Annotated in this window: 21 protein-coding genes; 16 read left to right on the top strand and 5 right to left on the bottom strand. The window is 50.9% G+C overall.

All coding sequences use genetic code 11. From position 1 onward, the window contains the following. The first annotated feature begins 16 nt into the window (after positions 1–16). The 6 genes from ACYVJM_RS12600 (at position 17) to ACYVJM_RS12575 (ending at position 7,903) form a co-directional block, all read left to right on the top strand. Positions 17–199, top strand: a complete 183-nt coding sequence (locus tag ACYVJM_RS12600) for a hypothetical protein (protein WP_461148576.1) — start codon at positions 17–19, stop codon at positions 197–199. 4 nt (positions 200–203) lie between these two features. Beyond that, positions 204–389: a hypothetical protein gene (locus ACYVJM_RS12595; RefSeq protein WP_461148575.1), complete on the top strand. Its 186-nt coding sequence runs from the start codon at positions 204–206 to the stop codon at positions 387–389. A gap of 436 nt (positions 390–825) precedes the next feature. After that, positions 826–3,819: a two-component regulator propeller domain-containing protein gene (locus ACYVJM_RS12590; RefSeq protein ID WP_461148574.1), complete on the top strand. Its 2,994-nt coding sequence runs from the start codon at positions 826–828 to the stop codon at positions 3,817–3,819. 26 nt (positions 3,820–3,845) lie between these two features. After that, entirely contained in the window at positions 3,846–4,685 is an 840-nt protein-coding gene (locus ACYVJM_RS12585) for a LytR/AlgR family response regulator transcription factor (RefSeq protein ID WP_461148573.1), read from the top strand. Between the two features lie 174 nt (positions 4,686–4,859). After that, the gene (locus tag ACYVJM_RS12580; RefSeq protein ID WP_461148572.1) at positions 4,860–6,254 is read left to right on the top strand and encodes a M43 family zinc metalloprotease; all 1,395 of its coding nucleotides are present in this window, start codon (positions 4,860–4,862) and stop codon (positions 6,252–6,254) included. Positions 6,255–6,391: 137 nt separating this feature from the next. Next, positions 6,392–7,903, top strand: coding sequence for a PKD domain-containing protein (locus ACYVJM_RS12575; RefSeq protein ID WP_461148571.1), 1,512 nt, complete (start codon positions 6,392–6,394; stop codon positions 7,901–7,903). 97 nt (positions 7,904–8,000) lie between these two features. On the opposite strand, the gene ACYVJM_RS12570 is transcribed toward ACYVJM_RS12575, so the two are convergent. Then, positions 8,001–9,023 carry a LacI family DNA-binding transcriptional regulator gene (locus tag ACYVJM_RS12570; protein ID WP_461148570.1) on the bottom strand — a complete coding sequence of 341 codons (1,023 nt, stop codon included), beginning with the start codon at positions 9,021–9,023 and terminating at the stop codon, positions 8,001–8,003. A 415-nt stretch (positions 9,024–9,438) separates the two neighbouring features. On the opposite strand from ACYVJM_RS12570, the gene ACYVJM_RS12565 reads away from it, so the two are divergent. The 6 genes from ACYVJM_RS12565 (at position 9,439) to ACYVJM_RS12540 (ending at position 12,542) form a co-directional block, all read left to right on the top strand. Further along, complete coding sequence (locus ACYVJM_RS12565) at positions 9,439–9,603, top strand: hypothetical protein (protein ID WP_461148569.1); 165 nt, start codon at positions 9,439–9,441, stop codon at positions 9,601–9,603. A 97-nt stretch (positions 9,604–9,700) separates the two neighbouring features. Beyond that, positions 9,701–10,012: a hypothetical protein gene (locus tag ACYVJM_RS12560; RefSeq protein WP_461148568.1), complete on the top strand. Its 312-nt coding sequence runs from the start codon at positions 9,701–9,703 to the stop codon at positions 10,010–10,012. Between the two features lie 260 nt (positions 10,013–10,272). Next, positions 10,273–10,941: a mannitol dehydrogenase family protein gene (locus ACYVJM_RS12555; protein ID WP_461148567.1), complete on the top strand. Its 669-nt coding sequence runs from the start codon at positions 10,273–10,275 to the stop codon at positions 10,939–10,941. A gap of 116 nt (positions 10,942–11,057) precedes the next feature. Further along, positions 11,058–11,255, top strand: coding sequence for a hypothetical protein (locus ACYVJM_RS12550; RefSeq protein WP_461148566.1), 198 nt, complete (start codon positions 11,058–11,060; stop codon positions 11,253–11,255). 118 nt (positions 11,256–11,373) lie between these two features. Continuing rightward, the gene (locus ACYVJM_RS12545; protein WP_461148565.1) at positions 11,374–11,979 is read left to right on the top strand and encodes a DUF1684 domain-containing protein; all 606 of its coding nucleotides are present in this window, start codon (positions 11,374–11,376) and stop codon (positions 11,977–11,979) included. A gap of 59 nt (positions 11,980–12,038) precedes the next feature. Next, the gene (locus ACYVJM_RS12540) at positions 12,039–12,542 is read left to right on the top strand and encodes a hypothetical protein (protein WP_461148564.1); all 504 of its coding nucleotides are present in this window, start codon (positions 12,039–12,041) and stop codon (positions 12,540–12,542) included. Positions 12,543–12,553: 11 nt separating this feature from the next. Here ACYVJM_RS12540 and ACYVJM_RS12535 read toward each other — a convergent pair whose 3' ends face one another. Next, positions 12,554–13,006 carry a hypothetical protein gene (locus ACYVJM_RS12535; RefSeq protein WP_461148563.1) on the bottom strand — a complete coding sequence of 151 codons (453 nt, stop codon included), beginning with the start codon at positions 13,004–13,006 and terminating at the stop codon, positions 12,554–12,556. A 274-nt stretch (positions 13,007–13,280) separates the two neighbouring features. On the opposite strand from ACYVJM_RS12535, the gene ACYVJM_RS12530 reads away from it, so the two are divergent. Beyond that, entirely contained in the window at positions 13,281–15,080 is a 1,800-nt protein-coding gene (locus ACYVJM_RS12530) for a thiamine pyrophosphate-dependent enzyme (protein ID WP_461148562.1), read from the top strand. A 2-nt stretch (positions 15,081–15,082) separates the two neighbouring features. Here the strand turns inward: ACYVJM_RS12530 and ACYVJM_RS12525 are convergent, their stop codons facing one another. The 3 genes from ACYVJM_RS12525 to ACYVJM_RS12515 all read right to left on the bottom strand — a co-directional run bounded on the left by ACYVJM_RS12525 (position 15,083) and on the right by ACYVJM_RS12515 (position 18,591). Further along, a complete protein-coding gene (locus ACYVJM_RS12525; RefSeq protein ID WP_461148561.1) occupies positions 15,083–16,138 on the bottom strand; it encodes a methyltransferase in 1,056 nt (351 codons plus the stop codon). A gap of 65 nt (positions 16,139–16,203) precedes the next feature. Continuing rightward, entirely contained in the window at positions 16,204–16,884 is a 681-nt protein-coding gene (locus tag ACYVJM_RS12520; RefSeq protein ID WP_461148560.1) for a hypothetical protein, read from the bottom strand. A gap of 360 nt (positions 16,885–17,244) precedes the next feature. Next, positions 17,245–18,591 (bottom strand): D-arabinono-1,4-lactone oxidase, encoded by a 1,347-nt coding sequence (locus tag ACYVJM_RS12515; protein ID WP_461148559.1) that lies wholly within the window; start codon positions 18,589–18,591, stop codon positions 17,245–17,247. A gap of 141 nt (positions 18,592–18,732) precedes the next feature. Here ACYVJM_RS12515 and ACYVJM_RS12510 point away from each other — a divergent pair, with 141 nt between their 5' ends. The 3 genes from ACYVJM_RS12510 to ACYVJM_RS12500 all read left to right on the top strand — a co-directional run bounded on the left by ACYVJM_RS12510 (position 18,733) and on the right by ACYVJM_RS12500 (position 21,626). Continuing rightward, positions 18,733–19,746 carry a bifunctional heptose 7-phosphate kinase/heptose 1-phosphate adenyltransferase gene (locus ACYVJM_RS12510; RefSeq protein ID WP_461148558.1) on the top strand — a complete coding sequence of 338 codons (1,014 nt, stop codon included), beginning with the start codon at positions 18,733–18,735 and terminating at the stop codon, positions 19,744–19,746. Next, complete coding sequence (locus tag ACYVJM_RS12505; protein ID WP_461148557.1) at positions 19,739–21,058, top strand: AGE family epimerase/isomerase; 1,320 nt, start codon at positions 19,739–19,741, stop codon at positions 21,056–21,058. Before ACYVJM_RS12510 ends, ACYVJM_RS12505 begins: the two co-directional genes overlap by 8 nt. A 91-nt stretch (positions 21,059–21,149) precedes the next feature. After that, positions 21,150–21,626: a nuclear transport factor 2 family protein gene (locus ACYVJM_RS12500; RefSeq protein ID WP_461148556.1), complete on the top strand. Its 477-nt coding sequence runs from the start codon at positions 21,150–21,152 to the stop codon at positions 21,624–21,626. Positions 21,627–21,676: the final 50 nt, after the last annotated feature.

The raw sequence follows: 21,676 nt of genomic DNA, 5'->3' as shown, positions 1-21,676 counted from the left end.
GCTGTATATTAGAGGGATGAAAGCTGTAGCAACGAAAAAAAATAAACTGCCTCAAATCAGCCTGATTGTTGATTCTGCGTTGGAGGATAAGTACGAAAATAAAGTACTTTTCCCCGAAAAAGTCGCGAGAGCGAAGGCTTTTCTGGAGAAAAATGGATTGCCAGAAGGGTGGGGAACGGTCAAACCTCGTCAGGAATAACAATATGTCGAATGAGAGTGACTTCGAACAACAGTATGCTGCTAATCAAAAGGGGAAGGCCCTACTGGATGATATCTTTACCGGTAAAGTTCTATTCCCCGATAAGCTGGCTCAGGCCAATGAATTTATAACCAAACACCCTCTGCCAGAACAGTTTCAGAAGCAGAAAGTGCAAGCAATAGCTGCTTAATCTGTACCGATGGTAACGGACCTCGAACAGCAGTATGCCGCCATGACCTGCTTGTTGGACGACCCCGAAGGCTGCGAAATGTGCGGAAGCTAGTTTGAATTGATATATTGAGAGTTATACGCTCCCGGCTATGGTAACATGGCCGGGAGTTGTGTTGTATAGGCAGTTTGGTATGGGTAGATTGGTCAGAATCGGGATGCGCTTTCCCGGCGAATAAGGCCTGTGAGGGCGAGATGACGGAAGTTGTGGCCCCTAAAAATCGGCCTAAACCGAAACCTGCCCCAGGGGGCGCCCGTCTAAGCAGAGTGATAAGCGGATATGTATCGTTTTTATGCCAGTTGTTTGGCAAATCGGCCGGTTGTTGCTTTTCCCGATTCTCAGCGTTACTCCTTATTAACTTGCCTCCCTACCGTTCCGAAAAAAATACGCTTACACGATGCTGCGCTGGTTGTTGTTGATGGCTTTTGGGCTTCAAAGTATACTGACATTCGGGCAGGAGTACCCCGTTACGCGGTATACCAACCACGACGGACTGCCGCAAATGCAGATTCTCCGGGTATTCGAAGATAGCCGGGGCTACATCTGGATCGGTACGCGGAATGGGTTTTCAGTGTTTGATGGCGAACAGTTCAAAAACTTCCGTACCCGCGATGGCGTGGGCAGCAGCTACATCGGCGGCTTTGTGGAAGATCGTAAAGGTAATGTATGGATTGCCTCCCTGCGGGGCGCTGTTCGGTTCGATGGGGATACGCTTATCTCGTTTCATCATGAACGGTTCATCGACCCCGGCACAATGGCCATTGATAACCATGATCAGCTTTTCGCCCTGACCTATCCCGATCATCAGCTTACGCAACTGGTCAAATCTTCCTGGCAGACCACCAGAGTGGTACCCAACGGGTGGAAACCGACGGGATTAGTCTCGGATAAACGCAGCAAACAGCTGTATATCTCCTTCGAAAAACAGGGCCTTTTCTCGCTGGACAACGGAAAACTTACCCCGGTTGCCAAAGACCTTACGCTACTGTCGGGGGTGCCGACTCCCAATTATACTGCGGAGACGAACGGATACAGCATTCTCGGCGGTGAACTGCCGGATAAAAGCCGATTGATGCTTTACCGACAGGGGAGGGCTTTGGTACCTTTTTTGAAACTAACGGCGGCTGCGGTTGAGGTCCTGCAAACGGTGCCCTTCGATTATGTATACAGCCACAAGGGGAACATTTATTTGCTGGAGCGGGGTAGCCGCCATTCCTTCCTGCTAATGACGGGGAGCGAATTACTCCATGCCACATCCGATGGAATTAGCTACTGGATCGGGACAAGAAAAGGGCTGCTGCGGGTATTCACCAATGGCATAAGGAACTTCTCCGAACAGACAATACCGGCACCCCGCGCTGTTCTTGAGCGGTCTCCAGGAGTATTCTGGATTGTTAACAATACCGGCCCCATCCAACAGCTAAGGGATGGCAACCTGAGCAGGGTATCGGGCTACGAACAACTGGTGAAGCAGCGCGATCCTGCCTTTATTAATCATTGGGAGGAATCGGCCTCGGTGCTGGATAATCGGAAGGCGCTCTGGATTAGCTACGGGTCGCATATGTTACATCATGGTGATGGCAACACGTTTAGTCACGTTGAGACCAAAACCGATACCGATAACCCGGTTGTCTACTTACTGAATGGCACACAACGCAACCTGGTGCTTGCCTCTCGGGTAAAACAAGTCGACTTCTATTCAATAAAGCCACCTTATCGCGCTGTTCGCTCTTTGACAGAAAAAGATGGTCTGCTGCCCGGCCCCTACATCTCCACGCTGGAAGACGAGCGGGGCAATTACTGGATCGGGAGCACCGGCCTGACGCATTATGATTTCGACACCAAGGTAACCAGGCAGTACCCGGCATTAAGCAAAAAACTCCCCGCCAGAGGTATACTGAGTATGTGTCGGGATGCGCGGGGTACGCTTTGGCTGGGTACCGGCGAAGGCGGTTGTTTGTACTTCGACCAACAAAAAGGTGCCTTCATTGCGCTGCAAACAAACCTCCTGCAGAACATCATTTATAATGTGGCTCTTCTGGATTCCACTCACTTGTTAATTACCGATTCGCAAAACGTATATATTCTCGATTTACCGACATTTTACGCTACGGGGAAAGCAAGGTTTCAGCTTTTTACAAGCCGAAACGGTTTTCTGGGTATTGAGCCTGTTGAACAGGGGGTTTTCAAAGACGCCAAAGGGATTGTCTGGCTGTCTACCGGTACCGGGCTGACCCAGATTGACCCCAGGCGTCTGAACCTGTCGCCTAACTCTATCCGAACGTATTTTACATCCATAAATACCAAACGGATACCCTTCCGGCGTCGAACCCCCGACTCGGTGGCGGTGCTGCCTCATGGACAGAATACCCTGGCCGTTGGCTTCGAGGCCATTGGCGTCAACAAGCCTTTGCGCACGCAGTTCAGCTATCGGATTCCGGGTATCAGCGACAACTGGAGTGGCTGGCAAACCAACAATCAGGTTACCATGACCAATTTGCCGCCCGGCTTACACACCATCGAATTAAAAACGCAAACCGGCGACCTCGTCGAATCGGGTGAGACTGTGGCCCGGCTTCGGTTCCGGGTGTCATTGCCGGTCTGGCAGTGGCCCATGTTTCCGTATCTGGCGGCCGGTATTATAGGCCTGCTGACGGTATCTCTGGGCTATGTTTACCTCCGAAGCCGCCAGAATAGCCTTCGTTTGCAGCAGCAGGAGCAGCAACTGTTATTTCTGCAGGTACAAACACTTCAGGCCCAGCTCAACCCGCATTTTGTTTTCAATGTGCTCGGAACGCTCCAGCGGATGATTCTGACCAACGATCTTGAACAGGCCAATCGGGGACTACTCCGGCTAGCCCAGCTTATCCGGGGATTTCTGGAATCGTCCGTTCGCTCCGAAATGCCCAAGAGCCGGTCGGCTGAAACGGAAGTCAAGCTGGATAAAGAGCTGGAAATGTTACAGATGTACGTCGAGTTCGAGCACCTGCAATACCGCGACCGCTTCACGTACTCATTCGACATTGCCCCGGCGCTGGTAACGAGCATGTGGTCCATACCACCCATGCTGATACAACCCTTCGTCGAAAACGCCATCAAACACGGCTTGCTATACAAAGAAACGAACGGCCACTTGAGCATCCGCATCTGGCCGGAAGACGACGACCGGCTGTGTATTCAAATTGACGACGATGGCGTTGGGCGGGAAGGCGCCCGGCGGCAGCAGGCCACCTCCATCAAGCCGTACGTATCAAGGGGAAGCGGACTGGTAAAAAAACGCATCGATCTGTTAAATCAGATGGGGTATCACATTAGCCTGACAACCAGCGACCGGCCAGCCGGAGGAACGCTGGTCGATCTTATTATTAATTATACACCCAAAGCCTACTAACTATCCACACTATTTTTTAGCTTTTTATGCTACCCATCAAAACCGTATTGATTGAAGACGTTCCTGACAATCTGGTTAATCTGAAGAATATGCTACGGCGGTATTGCCCACAGGTGGACGTTCTTGGTAATGCCGACAGCGTTGATAGCGGCTTCGACCTGATTATGCAACAACGCCCCGGCCTTCTTATTCTTGACATTGGCATTCGGAGAGGAACCAGTTTTGATATACTGAGCCGCTTACAACAGGCCGATAACCTGGATTTCGAAGTGATTTTTCTAACGGGTGAAGCCCGGTATGATTACGCTACGCGGGCTTTTGAGTACTCGGCCATTGATTTCCTGAATAAGCCCATCGACCCCGAAAAACTCTGCCGGGCTATTGAAAAGGCGGGGCAACAACTGCATAAACAGCAATACCGGCAACAGATTGAGTTTATGCTGACGCTGCTTCAACAAGGAGCCCCACGCGATACGGGCCGCATAGCCCTGCATCTGGCACGCGGCATTATTGAGTTCGTCGACATAAAAGACCTGGTGCGTTGCGAAGCTGACGGCACTGTAACCTGGTGTTTCCTGAATACTAATTCCCGGCTGGCAGCTATGCGTAATCTTGGGCATTATAGTGAGTTGTTGGTCAAGGATTACAACTTTTTCCCCATCAGTCAGAGTGAGATCGTGAATCTGGCGTATGTCCGGCGCTACAACCACGCCGAACTGAGCGTAACCCTTACCGATGGCAGCGTCCGCTATGCCTCGCGCCGGGGTGGGCAGGAGCTGCGCCATTATCTGAACAACAGTGCTCAAGCCGACGTCAATCAATCCGATAGCCTTGTCGAAAAGCTTCGGCAGTGGTTTGGACGCTAGCCAGTTATTTGACAAAACGACCAGTGGTTCGATGAAGTGACCAGTTGTTGCGTATTTACTGACAAGCCTGGTTGTTGCTGGTAGTTTCGTCTTACCAAGTCTGCTTCTATTCACCCATTTTCCAGCCTATCAATCCATAGATAGGCTGGGAGGTGATCGTAACTGTGCGTTATCATGAAAAAAATCCTGTACGTTTTCCTTTGGATGGCTTTGGGAAGCTGTACCCGGAAAACAGAAACTGCCCCACAGCCTAAACCCGCACCCATAGCCAGCTTTACCTTCGCTGAAGGAGAGTATTATGCCCCGGCCGCTCTGACGTTTACCAACATATCCCAAAACGCGACTGCCTACGCATGGGACTTTGGCGACGGTACCACGCCCGTTACAGAGGCATCGCCCAAACATATTTTTCACCAAAAGGGGACGTTTACCGTGACGCTGACTGCTACCGGACCCGGCGGCAGTCAGAAAATGACTAAGTCGCTGACGGTGAAAGAAAATCCTGATTATCGGCTGGAACTGAAATTGAAAGACGGTCTGGCAGGTGGTATGCTCGGGATGCTTGCCAACGGGAAGTCGGCGCTGGCCTTTGATGTTACGCTGTATGATAAAGCCGGTACTCCCATTCCGGCAGCCAGTGCCATCAAGCTGTACGACAACGGCTCCGAACTGACATCGGCAGTCTTTAAAACAACCGGCGAAGGACCGCACGAAATTCAGGCAAAAGGCTACGGCATTTCGAGCAATACACTGGTCGTGAATGCCCGAAAAGACGCCGTTTTTGAGACGGTTCGTATCCCGTTGGTTTTTCACCTGATGTATAAAAACGATACCTGGACCACTGCCGATTTGCAGCAGATGATCGACTACGTCAACAAGCTCTATGCGGGTGCACTTTATGACGACACCTCGCCCAAACGCGATCCGAACACGGTCAATACCTACATCGAATTTTATCTGGCCGACACCGACCCTACTGGCCGGACATTGCCTAAGAAAGGACTCAATAAGGTCTCGGACGACCCCACTCTGTATGATACCGGCTCCGACCCGCTTGTTGTGAAAAACGCACTCGCAGCATCGTGGAACCCGACCAGATACCTGAACGTGTTTTTATACAATTCCAAGTACCCCAATGCCGCCAATGGCATCTACCCAACGCTACCCGCTGATAAACCGCTGAAAGGGATAGGCACGGCTACGGCCTCCTCGGCCAAAACAACCTATGGCGTGTATTGGCCCGGCGATTTTCGAATAGACCCGGTCAATTATTTTCCAGCGTTTGCGCATGAACTGGGGCATTGCCTGTCGCTAATACACGTCTTTCAGGAGGGCAACTGTAATCAGGATCTGGATTACTGCGCCGATACGCCCGTTTTTTTGTTCGAAGAGGTCAACAAAGGCATTGTTCGCACCGCTTGTTCGGGGGTGAGGTTTCTGGGGACGAATATCATGGATTATGGCGTACCGAGTTCGGGCTGCTTCACCTTCGACCAGCGCACCCGGATGCGGCACACCCTCGATTGGGCGTATAACTTACCTACCAAAATCAATCAGACCCGAAAATGAGCGTCTTTCTGAAAAAATAGATCAGGGGATTGCTTCTCTATTCTAATGCGGTGTAGCGATGCTGTTCCGTTCCGGCACTGGCCACACAATCTGGACAAGCAGACAACCAGGTTTACCTCAATAAAGCCGTTATAGCCATGACGTACTATTATTTCTTACGAGTCAACAAGTGCCGCTTAGTAGTTGTATTGTGTTCGTTTCTGGCGATGTTTGGCTTGGTTCAATGTCAGCCTGCAAAGAATGCACCAACGCCATCCGTGCCGGTTTTGCCCGTTGAGGCTGACTTCTCCTATAGCGCAGAGAAATACGTAACCAATAGCGCTATACGCTTTAAAAACAGCTCGCAAAATGCTACCATTTACGTCTGGGATTTTGGTGACGGCGCTGTTTCCGGTGAAGCTGAACCTACACACCAGTATGCCCAAATGGGGATTTATTATGTCACCCTGACTGCTTCTGATGCGAAAGGCAATAAAAAATCCCTACAAAAAGAAGTACGGATAAATCCGCAGGGAAACTTTCAGCAATCTGTAGTGGTAGTACTGGACACCACGCTGGTAAAAGACCTGCACCGATCGCTTAATGTCTGGTTCAACGACATGGTCAATGAGGGATACCGGGTCGTTATACATTCCAGACTTGAACAGCAACCTGTTGACTTACGAAAACGAATTCAGACTTATTTTACGGACCTGACGCCTCGGCTGGAAGGTGTGCTTTTTGTTGGACAAACGCCCATCCCGTCCGCTCAATACATCTACCCGCCGTCGACAACCTACCGGGGACTTTCAATGCAGTTTTACATGGACCTCGATGGGCTGTTTACGAACGCAGGTCAACCCGCAAACATGGCCATTGATGCACACACGGGGCGGGTTGAAACTGAAATCTGGACGTCTATTTTACCTTTTTACCAGAGTAAAGCCCAAACCATTGCCTCCATTCGGGACTATCTTACTAAAAACCATGCTTACCGAACGCAGGTAACTCAGCTTCAGAAAGGGTTCACTAAGCCTGTTCTGGGCAGTCGAATCACGACAGAAGCCCTGTATGCCAGCCAGTACAAGATTATCCGCGACGAATATTATACAGATTTGGCAAAGCGCGGTAACTTTTACGTAGGTATCGACAATACACTGGGTGATTTGGCCAGGTTTCCAACCTCGCAGGTGAGCTATGAACAGGAAATGCTCACCAACAAATATGACGTTGCCAGTATCGGGGCGCATGGAAACACGGTTTCGTTTGGTAGTTTTAACGAGTGGGGAAGTATTTTGATTGATGTAAACTATGCCCGCCGGGCCGCTATCAAACCTGTCTTTTTGCTTGAACACTCCTGTAATACAGCCGCTATTGACAACAGCCCTAATCTGGGTACAGAATTTCTCTATAATAAAGCCAATAATGTCTTGATTTTCGCAGGGGCCACGGCTCCTCAGGGCGGAATGGGTCAAACAGCACTCGGCCGGGCCGACCAGCTCGAAGCCCGTCTGCTCACTGAAGGTAGCTCCATTGGAACCGCTCATTTCGCCCCCATGACCATGCCTTATACCGTCGAAAATTTCAAAAGCTTTCGGGAGGCCTATTCGGCTCAGCAAATTATGCTGGGCGACGGCACACTACGTTTACAGGAATTTTTGAAACGGTAACGTGGATTCGATGGCCGTTTCCGGGAGCCTGTAAACAACGTATGTGGTGTAAGCGCTATCAAATTCCAGTCGACCGACTGGCCCGGTTTGTATTCCATCACCCATCTACCGGCCGCGTCGATTCCTGTATCACCAGCTCGCCCTCCAGATTGGCCTGCGTAATGGTATTGTTCCTGGTGATACTCTCCAATAAAATCTTGGTGGCTAGTTGGCCCATCTCCAGCAGGGGTTGCTTGATGTAGGTGATCGACGTGTGGAACAGGTTGTAGGATTCGGCCTGGTCGATGCTTACGACGGCTACCTGCTCCGGTACGTTGAGGTGCAGGGCGTTGAGCTGTTGCAGACCGTAGAGCGCCAGTCGGTTGGAGGCAAACAGGATGGCATCGACGGGTTTGGGCCCCTTTACCAACTCGCCAACTGCTTTTGCGATTTCATTGCCGGTCGCGTCGAGCCGTATCTCTTTTATCCACGTTTTCCGGACTGGTATTCTATGCTCCTGCAGAGCAGTCAAATAGCCGCGTTTGCGTTCATTGAGGTTAAACAAGGTTGTGTTGAACGTGACCATGCCAATGCGCCGATAGCCGGAGTCTAACAGATGCTGCATGGCTTTATGAATTGCCCCGAAGTTATCCAGGGCCACGTAATTCGTCTTTAGTTCAGGAAAATAGCGGTCAATCAGCACAAAGGGGATCCCCTGTTTCTGCAATTCGGCCAGTTGGGCTTCCGATCCTTCTGACGGGAAAATAAGCAGACCATCGACCTGGCGGTTGAGCAGCGTTGAGATGAGTTTCTGAGCTTTTCCCAGCTTTTCGTCGGAGCTGCCGAACAGAACGGTGTAATTCTGCTTATCCGCTTCATCTTCAATAATTCGGGCCAGTGACGAAGAGAAAGGATTTGAAATATCGGCTACAACCAGACCGATCGTATGAGTCTTGTTTGTCTTGAGACTCCGGGCAATCTGGTTGGGGCGGTAGTTCAGTTCATTGGCCACCTCCCTGATCTTTTTAGCCACCAGCTTATTTATTCTGTTTTCCTTTTGGTTATTAAGCACATACGAAACGAGGGCGGTTGAAACACCTACCGTTTGGGCAATATCCTTCAGCGATGTCTTCTTGGTCATAGGTGGCAAACATAAGAAAAAGCCAATTAATAATTTAATCGTTTAAACATTCGCATTGTTTTAACGACATATGAAGGAGTGGTAAAATCATAAAAAAAGAATATAAATAGGCTAATAATTGTATTATTTTTATAAAATTACACGGGGATATAAAGAACTTTTGCTGTTTTGATGGTCAAAGGTTTAAACGTTTAAACCAATCTAATGGCTCCGGGGTTTTATAGCTGATACGCCTGTAGAGTGAACAAGCTTAGTACGAGTAGGTTATAGCATTAGCCAATGAAAAAAAGCGATGAAAACAACCTGAGGAAACGTACGGCTGAGTTAATCGACCTGAGGTGAATTTGGTCTGTTGCCGGGAGAAGATGCGTACATAACTGCTTCCCGGCATGGACCCCTAACCAATTGAACGGAAATGGAACCCATATATAATAACATCAGTAAAACAAACGCCACGAACTTTCGGGCGTCGTTGCAGCGATCAGTATTGACATTTATCATCCAGCATGCGGATGTTTTTGAAGCGTTGACCCGTCACCAGACACCCTTTGGTGGTTCACTGCTGCCTGCTAGCCGATAGTTTGGCGAGAAGAGTAAAAATAAATGCGGCTTTGTATCCGGCTTAATACCGATCGTGCATCAAAAGCCAGCATCGACAAACATTAATGACTACAACCATGAATCGTTTTTCAGTTTTATATATGCTTAAAGGACAGTACCATCACATTGGGGCCTCTACCCATGCGGAAGCAATGTCCCTTTTGCAAAACTTATCAACAAACACAAAGCGGGCCCCCATCGGTATCTACGATGACAAAACCGAACTGTTCGAATGGGAGCCTGGCCGTCAGCAAGTCTACATGACGGGAACCATCGAAGAACAGGGTAAACTGGCCGATCAAATCATTACGATTGCCCAGTCCTTACGCCGTCGGGATGCCAGCTGGCAGCCAGCAGGTACGTTCAGACGCCCTAGTTTCTTCGCTTAGTTACAGCGGCCTTATGGCCCCAAATTAGCTGAAATCAACGTTTTCTCGGATAGGTATTGGCTTGCTTATGCAAGTGGATACCCATTGCCTACCTGCCTTGGCCAGGTACTGACCAGCCACCTCATTGGGGTAGGCTAATCCATTGTGGCCTTCTAAACGCGATGAAGAATTGATGTGCGTTTTCCCGTCTATTCTTCTGAGCGGTCTCTGCGCGTGGTAATTCATTGATTTGATTCAACAACTACAATCCCCCAATCCGTATGTTCACAACCACTCAGGAAGTATCGACGGAATCGTTCAGCTTCTTCAATCTCAAGGCTGCCCATAGTGTATTAGCTTATCCGGCATTTCTGGCCGGGTACCGAACTGTACACGAAGCTATGGAAGACAACTTTGTTAGTGCGTATGTACGCGCTTTTTTAACAACAACGGCTAAATCCAATGTTTCTTCGGATGTAAATTCAGAAGAGGACATCAACCGGTCGATAGAACAGTTAACCAATTCGGGTGAGGAGCTGGCACTGGATCAGTTATGCCAGGATGGAGCGTCAAAGCTTTCCTCGTTCGTTATTCCTATTTTACTCGACCGGCTCGAACAGGGTAAGGACGTAACCTCGCTAACATTTCTGCTGGCAGCTTACGGGCATTACCTGCAAGCGGGTATCGACGATAAAGGACAGGAATATACCGTCGTGGAACCGCAGCTTAGCCAGCGCGACTGGTCAATTCTGACTCAGGGCGATACATTGTCGCTGTTAGATATTTCGGCACTGGCTTCGGCTCGTTTGCGGACCTTTCCGCAAGTTGTGGCGCAATACAAGTCGTATCGGCATCAATTGGCGTGCTACGGCCTGCTTTTTTCGCTGAAGCAAGCCTTATGTGCTTTTTGGGAAGAAGAACCCGAGGGCATAAATAGCCACCGACGTTAGGTTGGCTTAGCGGGTAGCTGTATAATATTATTTTGCTATATATAATACAACTATAGTAGTAAGGTAGTAATTTTGGGCTGTTGGCGGACGCTGAACAGAACAACTTCCTTATTACTATGGCTACCAGAAAGAAACAATTGATCCGGGTCGTTTTCGATGTACTGGATGAGATGAAGCAAAATATTCGTTTGGACGAAGATCTGTCCGTTGCCGCTACTGATCCCGACGAAGCCATTGATTGGGTGTTTGCCGAAATGCAGCGTCAGCTAAACCGGTCGGATATTCGTCTATCACGGGTGCGTATCTGTGCTTGAGTAGCAACCGCTTGACCGGATTCGAAAGCATGATCTCTGGTGAAGTAGACAAGCGCTATGTACCTTTGACGCGTCTCACCCGCCACTAGTCGGGCAGCACACTGTTAACAGATTGTCTATGCGTTTTCTGTTCGTTCTTCTGAGTTCGGTTCTGACTACGGTTTCTGTCGCTCAAACACCTTTTGCCGAGCAACTGGCCCGTCACCGCGAAACTTATAAAAAAGACTTGATGGCGTCGGCAGGAGGGCCAATCAAGGTTGAGGCAGACCTGGATTACGTGCAGTTTTACGCACCCGATTCCACTTACCGCATAACGGCTACGGCAGAGCGCGTACCCAATGCCGAACCGTTCGAGATGCCGACGTACAATGGGCAGACAAGGTCGCACGTAGCCTATGCGCTGCTTTCCTTTGTGCTGAATGGCAAAAAGCAGCAGTTGACCCTGTATCGGAATCTGAACGTGATCCGGATGCCGGAATACCGCGATTACCTGTTCCTGCCGTTTAAAGATGCCACCTCGGGTAAAGAAACCTACGGGGGCGGCCGCTACATCGACCTGCGCACCGGCGATATCAAAGACGGCCGCGTAACCATCGATTTTAATAAAGCCTATAATCCCTACTGCGCCTTTCAGGAAGGATATCCCTGCCCGATTCCACCTAAAAACAACACATTATCCGTTGCCGTGGAAGCGGGCGAAAAAGCCTACGGGAAAACGCATTGATGCGTTAACTTTTCGCTGTCTGTTGAGTACGCTTAGAGAGGTTTACTTAATTTGCCCGCATGACACGACTTATTTTTATCCTGATAATCAACCTGGCCCTTAGTTCTCAGCTTCGGGCACAGTCTGCCTTTGCCGACGCCTGCGTGGGTACCTGGACAGGCACCATGCACATCTATAGCAAAGGCGTTCTGAAAGACAGCGTTCCGGTGCGTCTGACGATAACGGTCGCCGAACCAAAAAAGGCCTGGCATTGGAAAACAGAGTATATGTCCGTTAAAATGCCGGTTGTAAAAGATTACACGCTGCGCCTGAAGGATGCGGCTAAACACGAATACGTCACTGATGAAGGCGACGGGCTCGTGCTGGCCGATTACTTGTTTGGAAATAAGTTGTACAGCGTCTTCGAAACACAGGGAATCGTGCTGACATCGACCTACGAATTGATCGGCGACAGACTCATCTTTGACGTAACATCCGGAAAGAAACAGCCCGAGCCAAGTCAGGGTGTTACCAACTACTCGGTCGATAACCTGCAACGGGTCGTGTTCAGCAAAGCCCGCTAGCCGTCCCCAGGTTACAATCTCACAAACTCCACGTGCTCGTCTTCGGCGGGTTCCTTGTTGTCCAGTTTCAAGCCCGACGTGGTCGAAGCCGCGTTAATATTCCAGGTTTCGTTCAGCAGTTCGAACGGTTTCGAAGTCCCTATACTGATCGTTAGGGACGATAAGCCATTCCCGCCATAATACGTTACGGCTGGTGAGTAAACCCACGTTCCTTTCGTTGTCTTGTTGTTTTCGGTAGCGGTAACCGTGCCATCGGCAGAAAAAACGAAGGTGATTCCTTTGAAGCCGGACGATTTATCTTCTGTCCTTTGTCGAAAGCTGCTAACCGTCCAGCTTCCGGTGGCCATAACCGCTTTTACATCGAAAGTAGGTGTGGTCGTGGCGGGGGTAAGGTCATCAGATGCCTTTTTGCAGGAGAATACCGAGAGCGTCAGCGACAGGAGTAGCCATAATGAGAGTTTCATGCGATAAAGCTGTTTAGTGTTTCGCCCAATACGGAAACCGGCCCGGCGGAGTTGCGTGAGCTGGCTAAGAAATCGTACCGGGTAGATGGGCAGGTGTAAGGCGGATTGCCACGTTGCGTATATACTGGTTGCCCATTAAGATTTATTAATATCCAGCCTGTTATCAAACACCAACGGCGTGCGGGTGGTTGAAAATGTAAAGACCTCGCGGTACAACTGGCAAGCGGTTGTGGGTAGAGGCCCCGATTTACTCGTTTTCTTTTCATCACGTATTATGGCAAAAACAGGAGCCGACCTACTGGTCGAACGACTTTTGGAATGGGGTGTCGATACCATATTCAGCCTCCCCGGCGATGGCATCAACGGTATTTATGAATCGCTCCGTAACCGGCAGGATAAAATTCAGCTTATTCAGGTGCGGCATGAGGAAGCAGCCGCCTTTATGGCTTGCGGCTATGCAAAATTCACCGGTAAGCTGGGCGTTTGTCTGGCTACATCGGGCTGTGGCGGTATCCACCTGCTCAACGGTCTCTACGATGCCAAGTACGATTCGCAGCCCGTACTGGCCATTACGGGGCATACCGCCCACGATGTCAGCGGGACGTTTTACCAGCAGGACGTTGACTTGGTGAAGGTATTTGCCGACGTAGCTGCCTATAACGAGCGGGTTATGGGCCCCGACCATGTCGTGAATGTGCTCGATCAGGCCGTTCGCACGTCGTTGGGGCAGAATACAGTAACGCATATTTCATTCCCGAAAGATTTCCAAGAGTGGACCGCCAGTGACGACATCCGCTCGCAGCCTAATGTACCCAACCATAGTAGCGCCACGCGGGTGAGCCACAACGTCGTACCCGATATTCACCAGTTGCACCGGGCTGCCGAGTTGATCAACGCCGGTGAGAAGGTGGTCATTTTTGCCGGTCGGGGTTGTCTGGATGCCCGCGACGAAGTGCTGGCCCTGTCCGATGCCGTTGGCGGACCCATTATCAAAGCCCTATTGGGCAAAGGTGTTGTGCCCGATACAGACCCGCACACAACGGGTGGTCTGGGTTTACTGGGTACCGCCCCGTCGCAGGATGCCATGCAAGAGTGCGATACGCTGATTATGATTGGTACGCGATTCCCGTATCTCGAATATTTCCCGAAACCGGGTCAGGCGCGTACCGTGCAAATCGACATCGATCCGGCGCATATTGGACTGCGGACGCCGGTCGAAATTGGGTTGATGGGGAATAGTAAAGCTGTTTTGCAGGCATTACTGCCACTCATCAAGCATAAGGACGATAAGAGTTTTCTGGAGAAATCGCAGCAACGCATGACGCACTGGAACGAGCTGCTCACCGAACGGGCAACCCAGGAGGTGATGCCCATGAAGCCGCAGGTGGTGCCGCACCTCGTTAGCCCGCTCCTCAACGACGACGCTATTATCACCTGCGACTGCGGCAACAACACAACCTGGGCCGCACGGCATATTCAGATGCGGGGAACCATGCAGTTTTCTACTTCGGGACTGTTGGCTACTATGGCTTCCGGACTGCCGTATGCCATTGCGGCCTCGGTAGCGCATCCGGGTAAGCAGGTGGTGGCACTGGTGGGCGATGGCGGCTTTACCATGCTGATGGGCGAGCTGGCAACAGCGGTAAAATACAAGCTGCCCATTAAGGTATTCATCTTCCACAATAACTCCTATGGACAGATAAAATGGGAGCAGATAGTCATGGAGGGCAACCCCGAATTCGCTGTCGATCTGCACTCCATCGACTTTGCTGCCTACGCCCGGGCCTGTGGGGCAACCGGCTTTACCATCGACGATCCGAAAAATGCCGACGCTATTATCCGACAGGCGATGGCGCACGATGGTCCAGTGGTTGTTGATGCTATTGTCGACGCCAACGAGCCACCCATGCCCGGAAAAATCACGACCGATCAGGCCATCGAATTTGCCAAGGCCCTCGTACGCGGGGAAAAAGACCGCAGCGAGATTATAAAAAATGTGATCACCGATCAGTTCAACGAAGCTGTGGCTACCAAGGGCCGCAGTCTGCTGAACGTGATTCCCGGACTGGGTTGACCTTAAAGGGGCTTGCGCGCCCAGATCAGGCTATAATCCAGCTGGGTCGGAATGGTTGCCGGAGTTGGTTCCAGACCAGCTTCGGCAAACCAGGCCCGGTACTCGGCCCGGCTGTAGCATCGGCCTTTGGTCACCCAGAACAACTGAGCTGAATAGTCGGTAACTGCCAGTGGTCCATCCAGTGCATCATTCAGAAAAGCATCGTGCACCCATAGCTCGCCACCGGGTCGAAGCGCGGCTGCAAAGCGGTTGGCCAGTAGCTGGCAGGTGGACGTTGGCCAGTCGTGGAAAAGGCTGGCCGCTAACAGAATATCCGTTTGCGGAAGCTCGTCCGTCAGCATATCGCCCGGCTGAAACGTAACCCGATCCTTTACCTGTGCCGCCCCCGGCCGGCCGCTCTGGCTAAATTCGTCCAGCAGTTCGGCCGCTACCGCCAGTACGGCTGGCCGGTCGAATAGGGTAGCGGTGGAGGCAGGGTTTGCCAGTAACCATTCGTAAGTATAAAAGCCAGTTCCCCCGGCTACGTCGAGCAGGTGGCCTTCGCGCTTTGGTAAGTTGGCCGCAACAAGGGGCGACAGGTGCCGGGCACGTCCGGCCAGACCCAGTGTAAATTTTCGGGATAGCTCCGGATCGTCCATCGGCGATGGCCCTTCGCCTTCTTTCACAAAGGAAATGCCTTCGTCGGTCTGGAGCGGACCATCGTTTTTGAGCCGGACAGCCATTTCGAGCGCGCCCGGATCGACTTTTTCCAGACCCGTATACCCCGTCAGGTTTGGCACCTGGCCAACTGTTAGAAAACGGCCCAACTCCGTGAGCGCAAGCCGACCGGCCTCATCCCATTGGAGCAGTCCCATAGCACAGAGGGCCGGGAAGAGCGTCATGGCTGGCCGTTCGTTCAAACCAAGCTGACGACTCAGGTCAGCCAGAGAGGTTGGACCGGCGCTGAGTGTCTCGAAGACGTTCAGATGATGGACGGCCGCCAATAATAAACGTGAGCCAAACATGGCCCGTAAATGGCGGGTAATTGGTGCGGGATCAGGCTTAGGGGCGATGAACATAGGTAGTGCCCGAACCTGCTGGAAACGGCCGGGTTCCAAAGATACACCTTGGCCTCATTTAATGTTTAGTTGTTTGCCTCGGCATAGCCTTTGTTCGAGGCCGTTTTGGGATCGTACTGGACCATTGAATTATAGCGGCCTATCAACAACAGACGGCCCGGCAGGGTACGGTCATTGATATTATGGGTCAGAACATACTGGCGTAATTCCTGGTGGTAAGTGGTCATTAACGGTTTATAGATGTCCGCTTGGAAGTTGTTCAACGCCAGCAATCGACCCGCATCGAAAACAAAATAATCGAACCTGTCTGTATCCTGTGCGAGGGTAGGCTGATCGGACGAATGATCCGGATGGCTAAACGCATGTTTAAATGGCCCACGCAGCTTCCTGAACTGCCGAACAACCGTTAAAGGACCATCTATACAAACTTCAAAAAAGCGCTGGCTGCTGCGTTCATTGTCCAGCGGCCTCACCAGCGAAACAAAGTTTCGACGTTTATTCTGCTCCTGGTCGAACCAGCTAAATTCGGCAACCTGATTGGCCGAATAGGTTTGCACCCGGCCATCCGACTGCCGAAAGGAAACCATCTCCGCCGACCAATTGTACGCCAGATCGCCCTCCAGAACCAGCTTGTTCCAGAAGTGGATCTGTCCGGTCCGCCATAACGCGTTTATGGGTTTGGCATTGCCAGTGACGTGAAAAAGTGCAAATAATAAGGTAAATGTGAAGGTATAGATCGTTTTCATGATTACCAGTTTTCCAGGTTGTATATCGCTAATCGTCGGCTAGGCCGCCTGCTTTTTCGAAAAAGCAGGAAACTTCGCACATAGCAATATAAGCTGTAGGTAATCGACTTGTTTTCAGCTAAAAAATTGTCCTATTCTAGATTTTTTAATTATATATAGATTCAATGGAATCGTCTGGAGAAATAGAATGAAGAGTTGTATTTTTCTTTTTCAGGATTAAACTCAGGCTGAAATCGATACTTATTTAATGGTTTTATTTTTATTTTATCCTTATTGTGTGTCTTGATATAGTACAATAAAAAAGTGCCCTGAAATCAGGGCACCCGGTTGAGTTTTAACGGTGTTTATCAACTGGCTTGCTTAAACCCCGTAGATCGTCGTGTTCAGGAAGTCGTTGCGAAACTTGCCTTTCGGGTCGTACTGCGTAACCAGTTGTTTGAAAGCCGGTAGCTTTTCGTAGCGCGACTGAAGCTGCACGGGCGTCATGGTGAATAACTTACCCCAGTGCGGGCGGGCATGAAAAGGAGCCAGCTCCTTCTCGATCAGCGGCAGCACCTTCTTTACTGATGCCCAGTCTTGTTTCCAAGTAAAGTGAATAGCCAGACTGGGTTGTTTATAACAGGGGCTCATCCACAAATTGTCGCCGTCGATGGTTCGTAACTCCGAAATCATCAGGTGAGGACTTACATGCGACTTGAGCCGTTCTACGGCCAGGATCGCTTCGACGGCGTTTTTGCGGGGAACAAAATATTCGGACTGTAATTCTTTACCGCTGCTGGGTGTAAAGCCCATCCGGAAGTGGGGCATGCGCTCATACCAAGGCCCCGGCACCCCCATTTGTTCGGTGCAGTTCACCGCCGAAAGTTCGGCAATGGGGTGCAGGTTCTTTTTAGCAAGCGTTGCGCCGTAATACTCCGGCTTCGCGTCCAGCTTAATGCCTTTGTCGATTCGGCGTTTGATCCACACTTCGTTGATGCGGCTTTTCTGCCAGTCGGTAAACAGGCTCACGCTGTACCCGCCCGAAACGATGGCTTCAAAATGCTCTTTGAGCTGGGCCATGGGCAGATTTTCGTAAACGTCCTGCCGCATCAGAAAGGTGGGTTGTATATCGAGCGTAACCTTCGTTACAACACCCAGCGCTCCCAAATGAACAACGGCTGCGTTAAACGTGTCACCGTCCTTAGCGCGGGAGAGGGTGCGAACATCGCCAGCGGCTGTAACGATTTCCATGCCCGACACCGCCGTCGAGAGGTTGCCGTTCTTCACGCCCGAGCCATGCGTAGCCGTGGCGCAGGCGCCCGCAATGGAAATATGTGGTAACGACGCCAGATTGTGCAGGGCAAAGCCTTTTTTATCGAGATAAGGGGCTAACTGGCCGTATTTCATACTGGCGTCGACGGTAACGGTATGCGCCTTGGCGTCCAGCGAAATGACGTCGTCCATTGCTTTTAACGACAGCAGATTGTCTTTGCTGTCGGCAATGCTGTTGAAGCAGTGGCGTGTGCCCAGCACCTTTAGTTTATCGTATTTTTTGACAAGGTCCTGCACCTGTCCAATGGATTTGCCTTCGTACAGTCGATCAGTGCTGTAAGACAAGTTTCCGGCCCAGTTTTTTAGTTTTTCAGGGGCTGCCAGATCGACAAGTGGCGAGAGTATAGGAGCGGCCATAAGGGTCGACGATAGTTTAAGGAAGGTTCTCTTTTCCATGGTTAACGGGTTTCACGGTAAACTAATTGGATAAATTAACAAATGAGGTGAAACTACTGAGTAGGCAAACAAATAGAGGAAGTGAGTAGCCCGCGCCTTGAAACCGGCTTTATAGCTGCAAGCTTAACTTCGAGTCTGTTCATGACCTCTTCCGAAATTAGTGCGCTCTTTCAGCAATTCCCGGCTGTCAGAGTTGGTGTGATTGGCGACTTTGCCCTCGATTTATACTTCACTTTGCAAACCCAAACCGGCGAACGATCGCTGGAAACCGGCCGGGATGTATTCTGGGGTAGTCGGCCCCGGGCGTCGCTTGGCGCTGCGGGTAACGTGGTTCAGAACCTGGTCGCGTTGGGTGTACAAACCTGCCATGTAGCGGGCTGTGTTGGTAACGACCTGTTTGGCAGGGAAATGCAGAGTCTCTTTGCTTCGATGGGCGTCCATACCCAGCAACTGCACGTGCTCAATGCCGACTGGGATACCTGTCTTTATACCAAGCCTAATCTGAATGGTCAGGAAGCCAACCGGATTGATTTCGGGATTGCCAATACACTCTCCGACGCTTTGTTTACGGATCTTATAGCCGGTCTGGAACGGATGCTTGCTCATCTCGACGTATTGATTATCAACCAGCAGTTTGCTAACCCGCTGCTTAATAAACACAGGATTGCTGCCCTCAACGACTTGATCGCCCGTTTTCCGACCGTTCGCTTTCTGGCCGATATGCGCGATGTGGGCACGCTGGTTCGGGGGGCAACACTCAAAGTGAACACCAAAGAACTCGCCAACTTTTTAGCGATCGATGTGCCGGAATCTGATGACCTCGACTGGTGCATCCGACATGGAAACGCCTTTCGGGCGCAAAGTAAAGGTCCTTTACTAATTACACGCGGGCCAGCGGGTATACTTTATCTGGATGATGCCCGGACGCAGCTTGTTGATGGGCTACCCCTTCAGGGCGAACTGGATACCGTTGGCGCGGGTGATACCGTTGTCGCCACCTGGGCAGCTTGCTTAGGAGCCGGAGCTACTCCCGCCCAGGCACTGCATATTGCCAATATGGCCGCGGCCGTAACCGTTCAGAAATTGCATCAGACGGGCACCGCCAGCCTGTCCGAAATTCTTGCATTGCATGATACCTACCATTCCAATGACTAACGAAACCTTACGCCAATGCCGTCAGGAGTTATACCATCACCTGACTACCGAGCTGTTACCCTTCTGGACGGCCCGCACCGCCGATCACGTTCACGGTGGTTTTATTACCCACTTCGACGAGCAAGGTCAGGATTCGGGTGAGGACGAGAAATCCCTCATTGCCCAGACAAGGTCTATCTATACCTATGCATCGGCCCACCGGGCAGGCTACGGATCGGGTGAACTGGCTGATCTGGCCCGGCATGGAGTCGATTATTTACTGAACCGCATGTGGGACCATGAACACGGCGGTTTTTACTGGATGACCAACCGAAAAGGTGAGGTGACAAACGATCAGAAGATCGTCTACGGCCAAAGTTTCGCGATCTATTGCCTGAGTGAGTATACCCTCGCCACTGGCGACGAGCGTGGCGTTGAGTATGCCCAGAAGGTGTTCGATCTGTTGCAGAAATACGGGGCCGATACCTGCTACGGCGGCTACTTCGAGATGTTTGACCGCAACTGGACGCTGAAAGGACCGGGGGCTGCCGGGGGAAATCGTAAAACCCTCGATGCTCACATGCACCTCATGGAAGCCTTTACCACCCTGTATGAGTGTACACGCCAGCCTATTCACCGCCGGAAACTCCTGGAAGTGATCAGCCTGCTGGTTGGCAAAGTGATGCATCCTATATATGGTACGGGTGTGCCGCAGTTCTGGGCCGACTGGCGGGTGGCTCCCCAGATCAAGTTCGACGTGATCTGGGGTTGGGATCGCTTTACGGAAGATGGAGCAAAAGAAGCCGCCGAAGATAACACCAGCTACGGGCATAACGCCGAGTTTGCCTGGCTGCTGCTCCATGCACTTGCCGTGCTGGAAATTCCGCATGAAACGTATTTCAGCCAGTTACAGAAGGCGTTTTCCCATGCAGCCGATCACGGTGTTGACTGGGAATTTGGCGGTGTTTTTGTGGAAGGCTCGCACAGTGGGAAAGTCTACGACCACGAAAAGGAGTTCTGGCAGCAGGCTGAGGTACTCATTGGCTTTCTGGATGCGTATCGCATCTTCGGCGAGGAGAAATACTGGCGGGCTTATGAGAACGTGCACCGGTTTGTGATGGACAAAATGGTGAACCATCCGGTAGGAGAGTGGTGGCCGCTTATGACCCGGAAAGGGGTGCCCATCTGGACGCATATGAGCCATTCGTGGAAGATAAATTACCACACCGTCCGGTCGATGGTGCAGTCGATCCGTCGATTGGATATGCTGTTAAGTCCCGAAACATCCAGCAATGGAGCCTCTGTTACCAGTTCTTCGCAGACACCAACATGAAGTATTTGGATGTATGATAAAAGTGTAAAATAATACTTGTTTATTGCTATTCAGTTCGCTACCTTGATCAGTCACTAAACACTTTCTGGTCATGAAAACGCCACTTTTGGTAACCGCTTTATTGCTGAGTACCGTTACGTGTGGGTTGGCCCAGGCCGACAACGATGCCATTAAACGTGTGTTGCGCAGTGAAACAGAAGGCTTTTTTAAGCGAGACAAAACAGAGTGGTCGAATGCCTGGGCCCATACACCCTACATTCATTTTGCGGCCAACTTGTACGGGGGTGATTTTATGCTGGTAAAAGGCTGGGACAACCTGGAAAAACAGTTTGCCAGTCAGTTTAAAAGCTCAAAAGTATCGGATAAGGTTACAGTGCAGAATTCGAACTATACCATTCATCAGAATGGGAACATGGCGTTCGTTGCGTATGACCAGACGCTTCTGGACAGCCACGGAAAGACGACTTCCAAGGAGTCGAGAACGCTCGAAAAGATAAATGGGCAGTGGAAGATCATTAACGTCACGGCACTAACGAACCTGAAAGGCTTCGGGCTGGCACAGAAGTAAATTAATACTGACAGAATGAAACATACTAAAAAATCCGGCTATGTTGTGGC

It is taken from the genome of Spirosoma pulveris (assembly GCF_054781875.1).
This window is presented reverse-complemented; position numbering and strand designations above follow the sequence as displayed.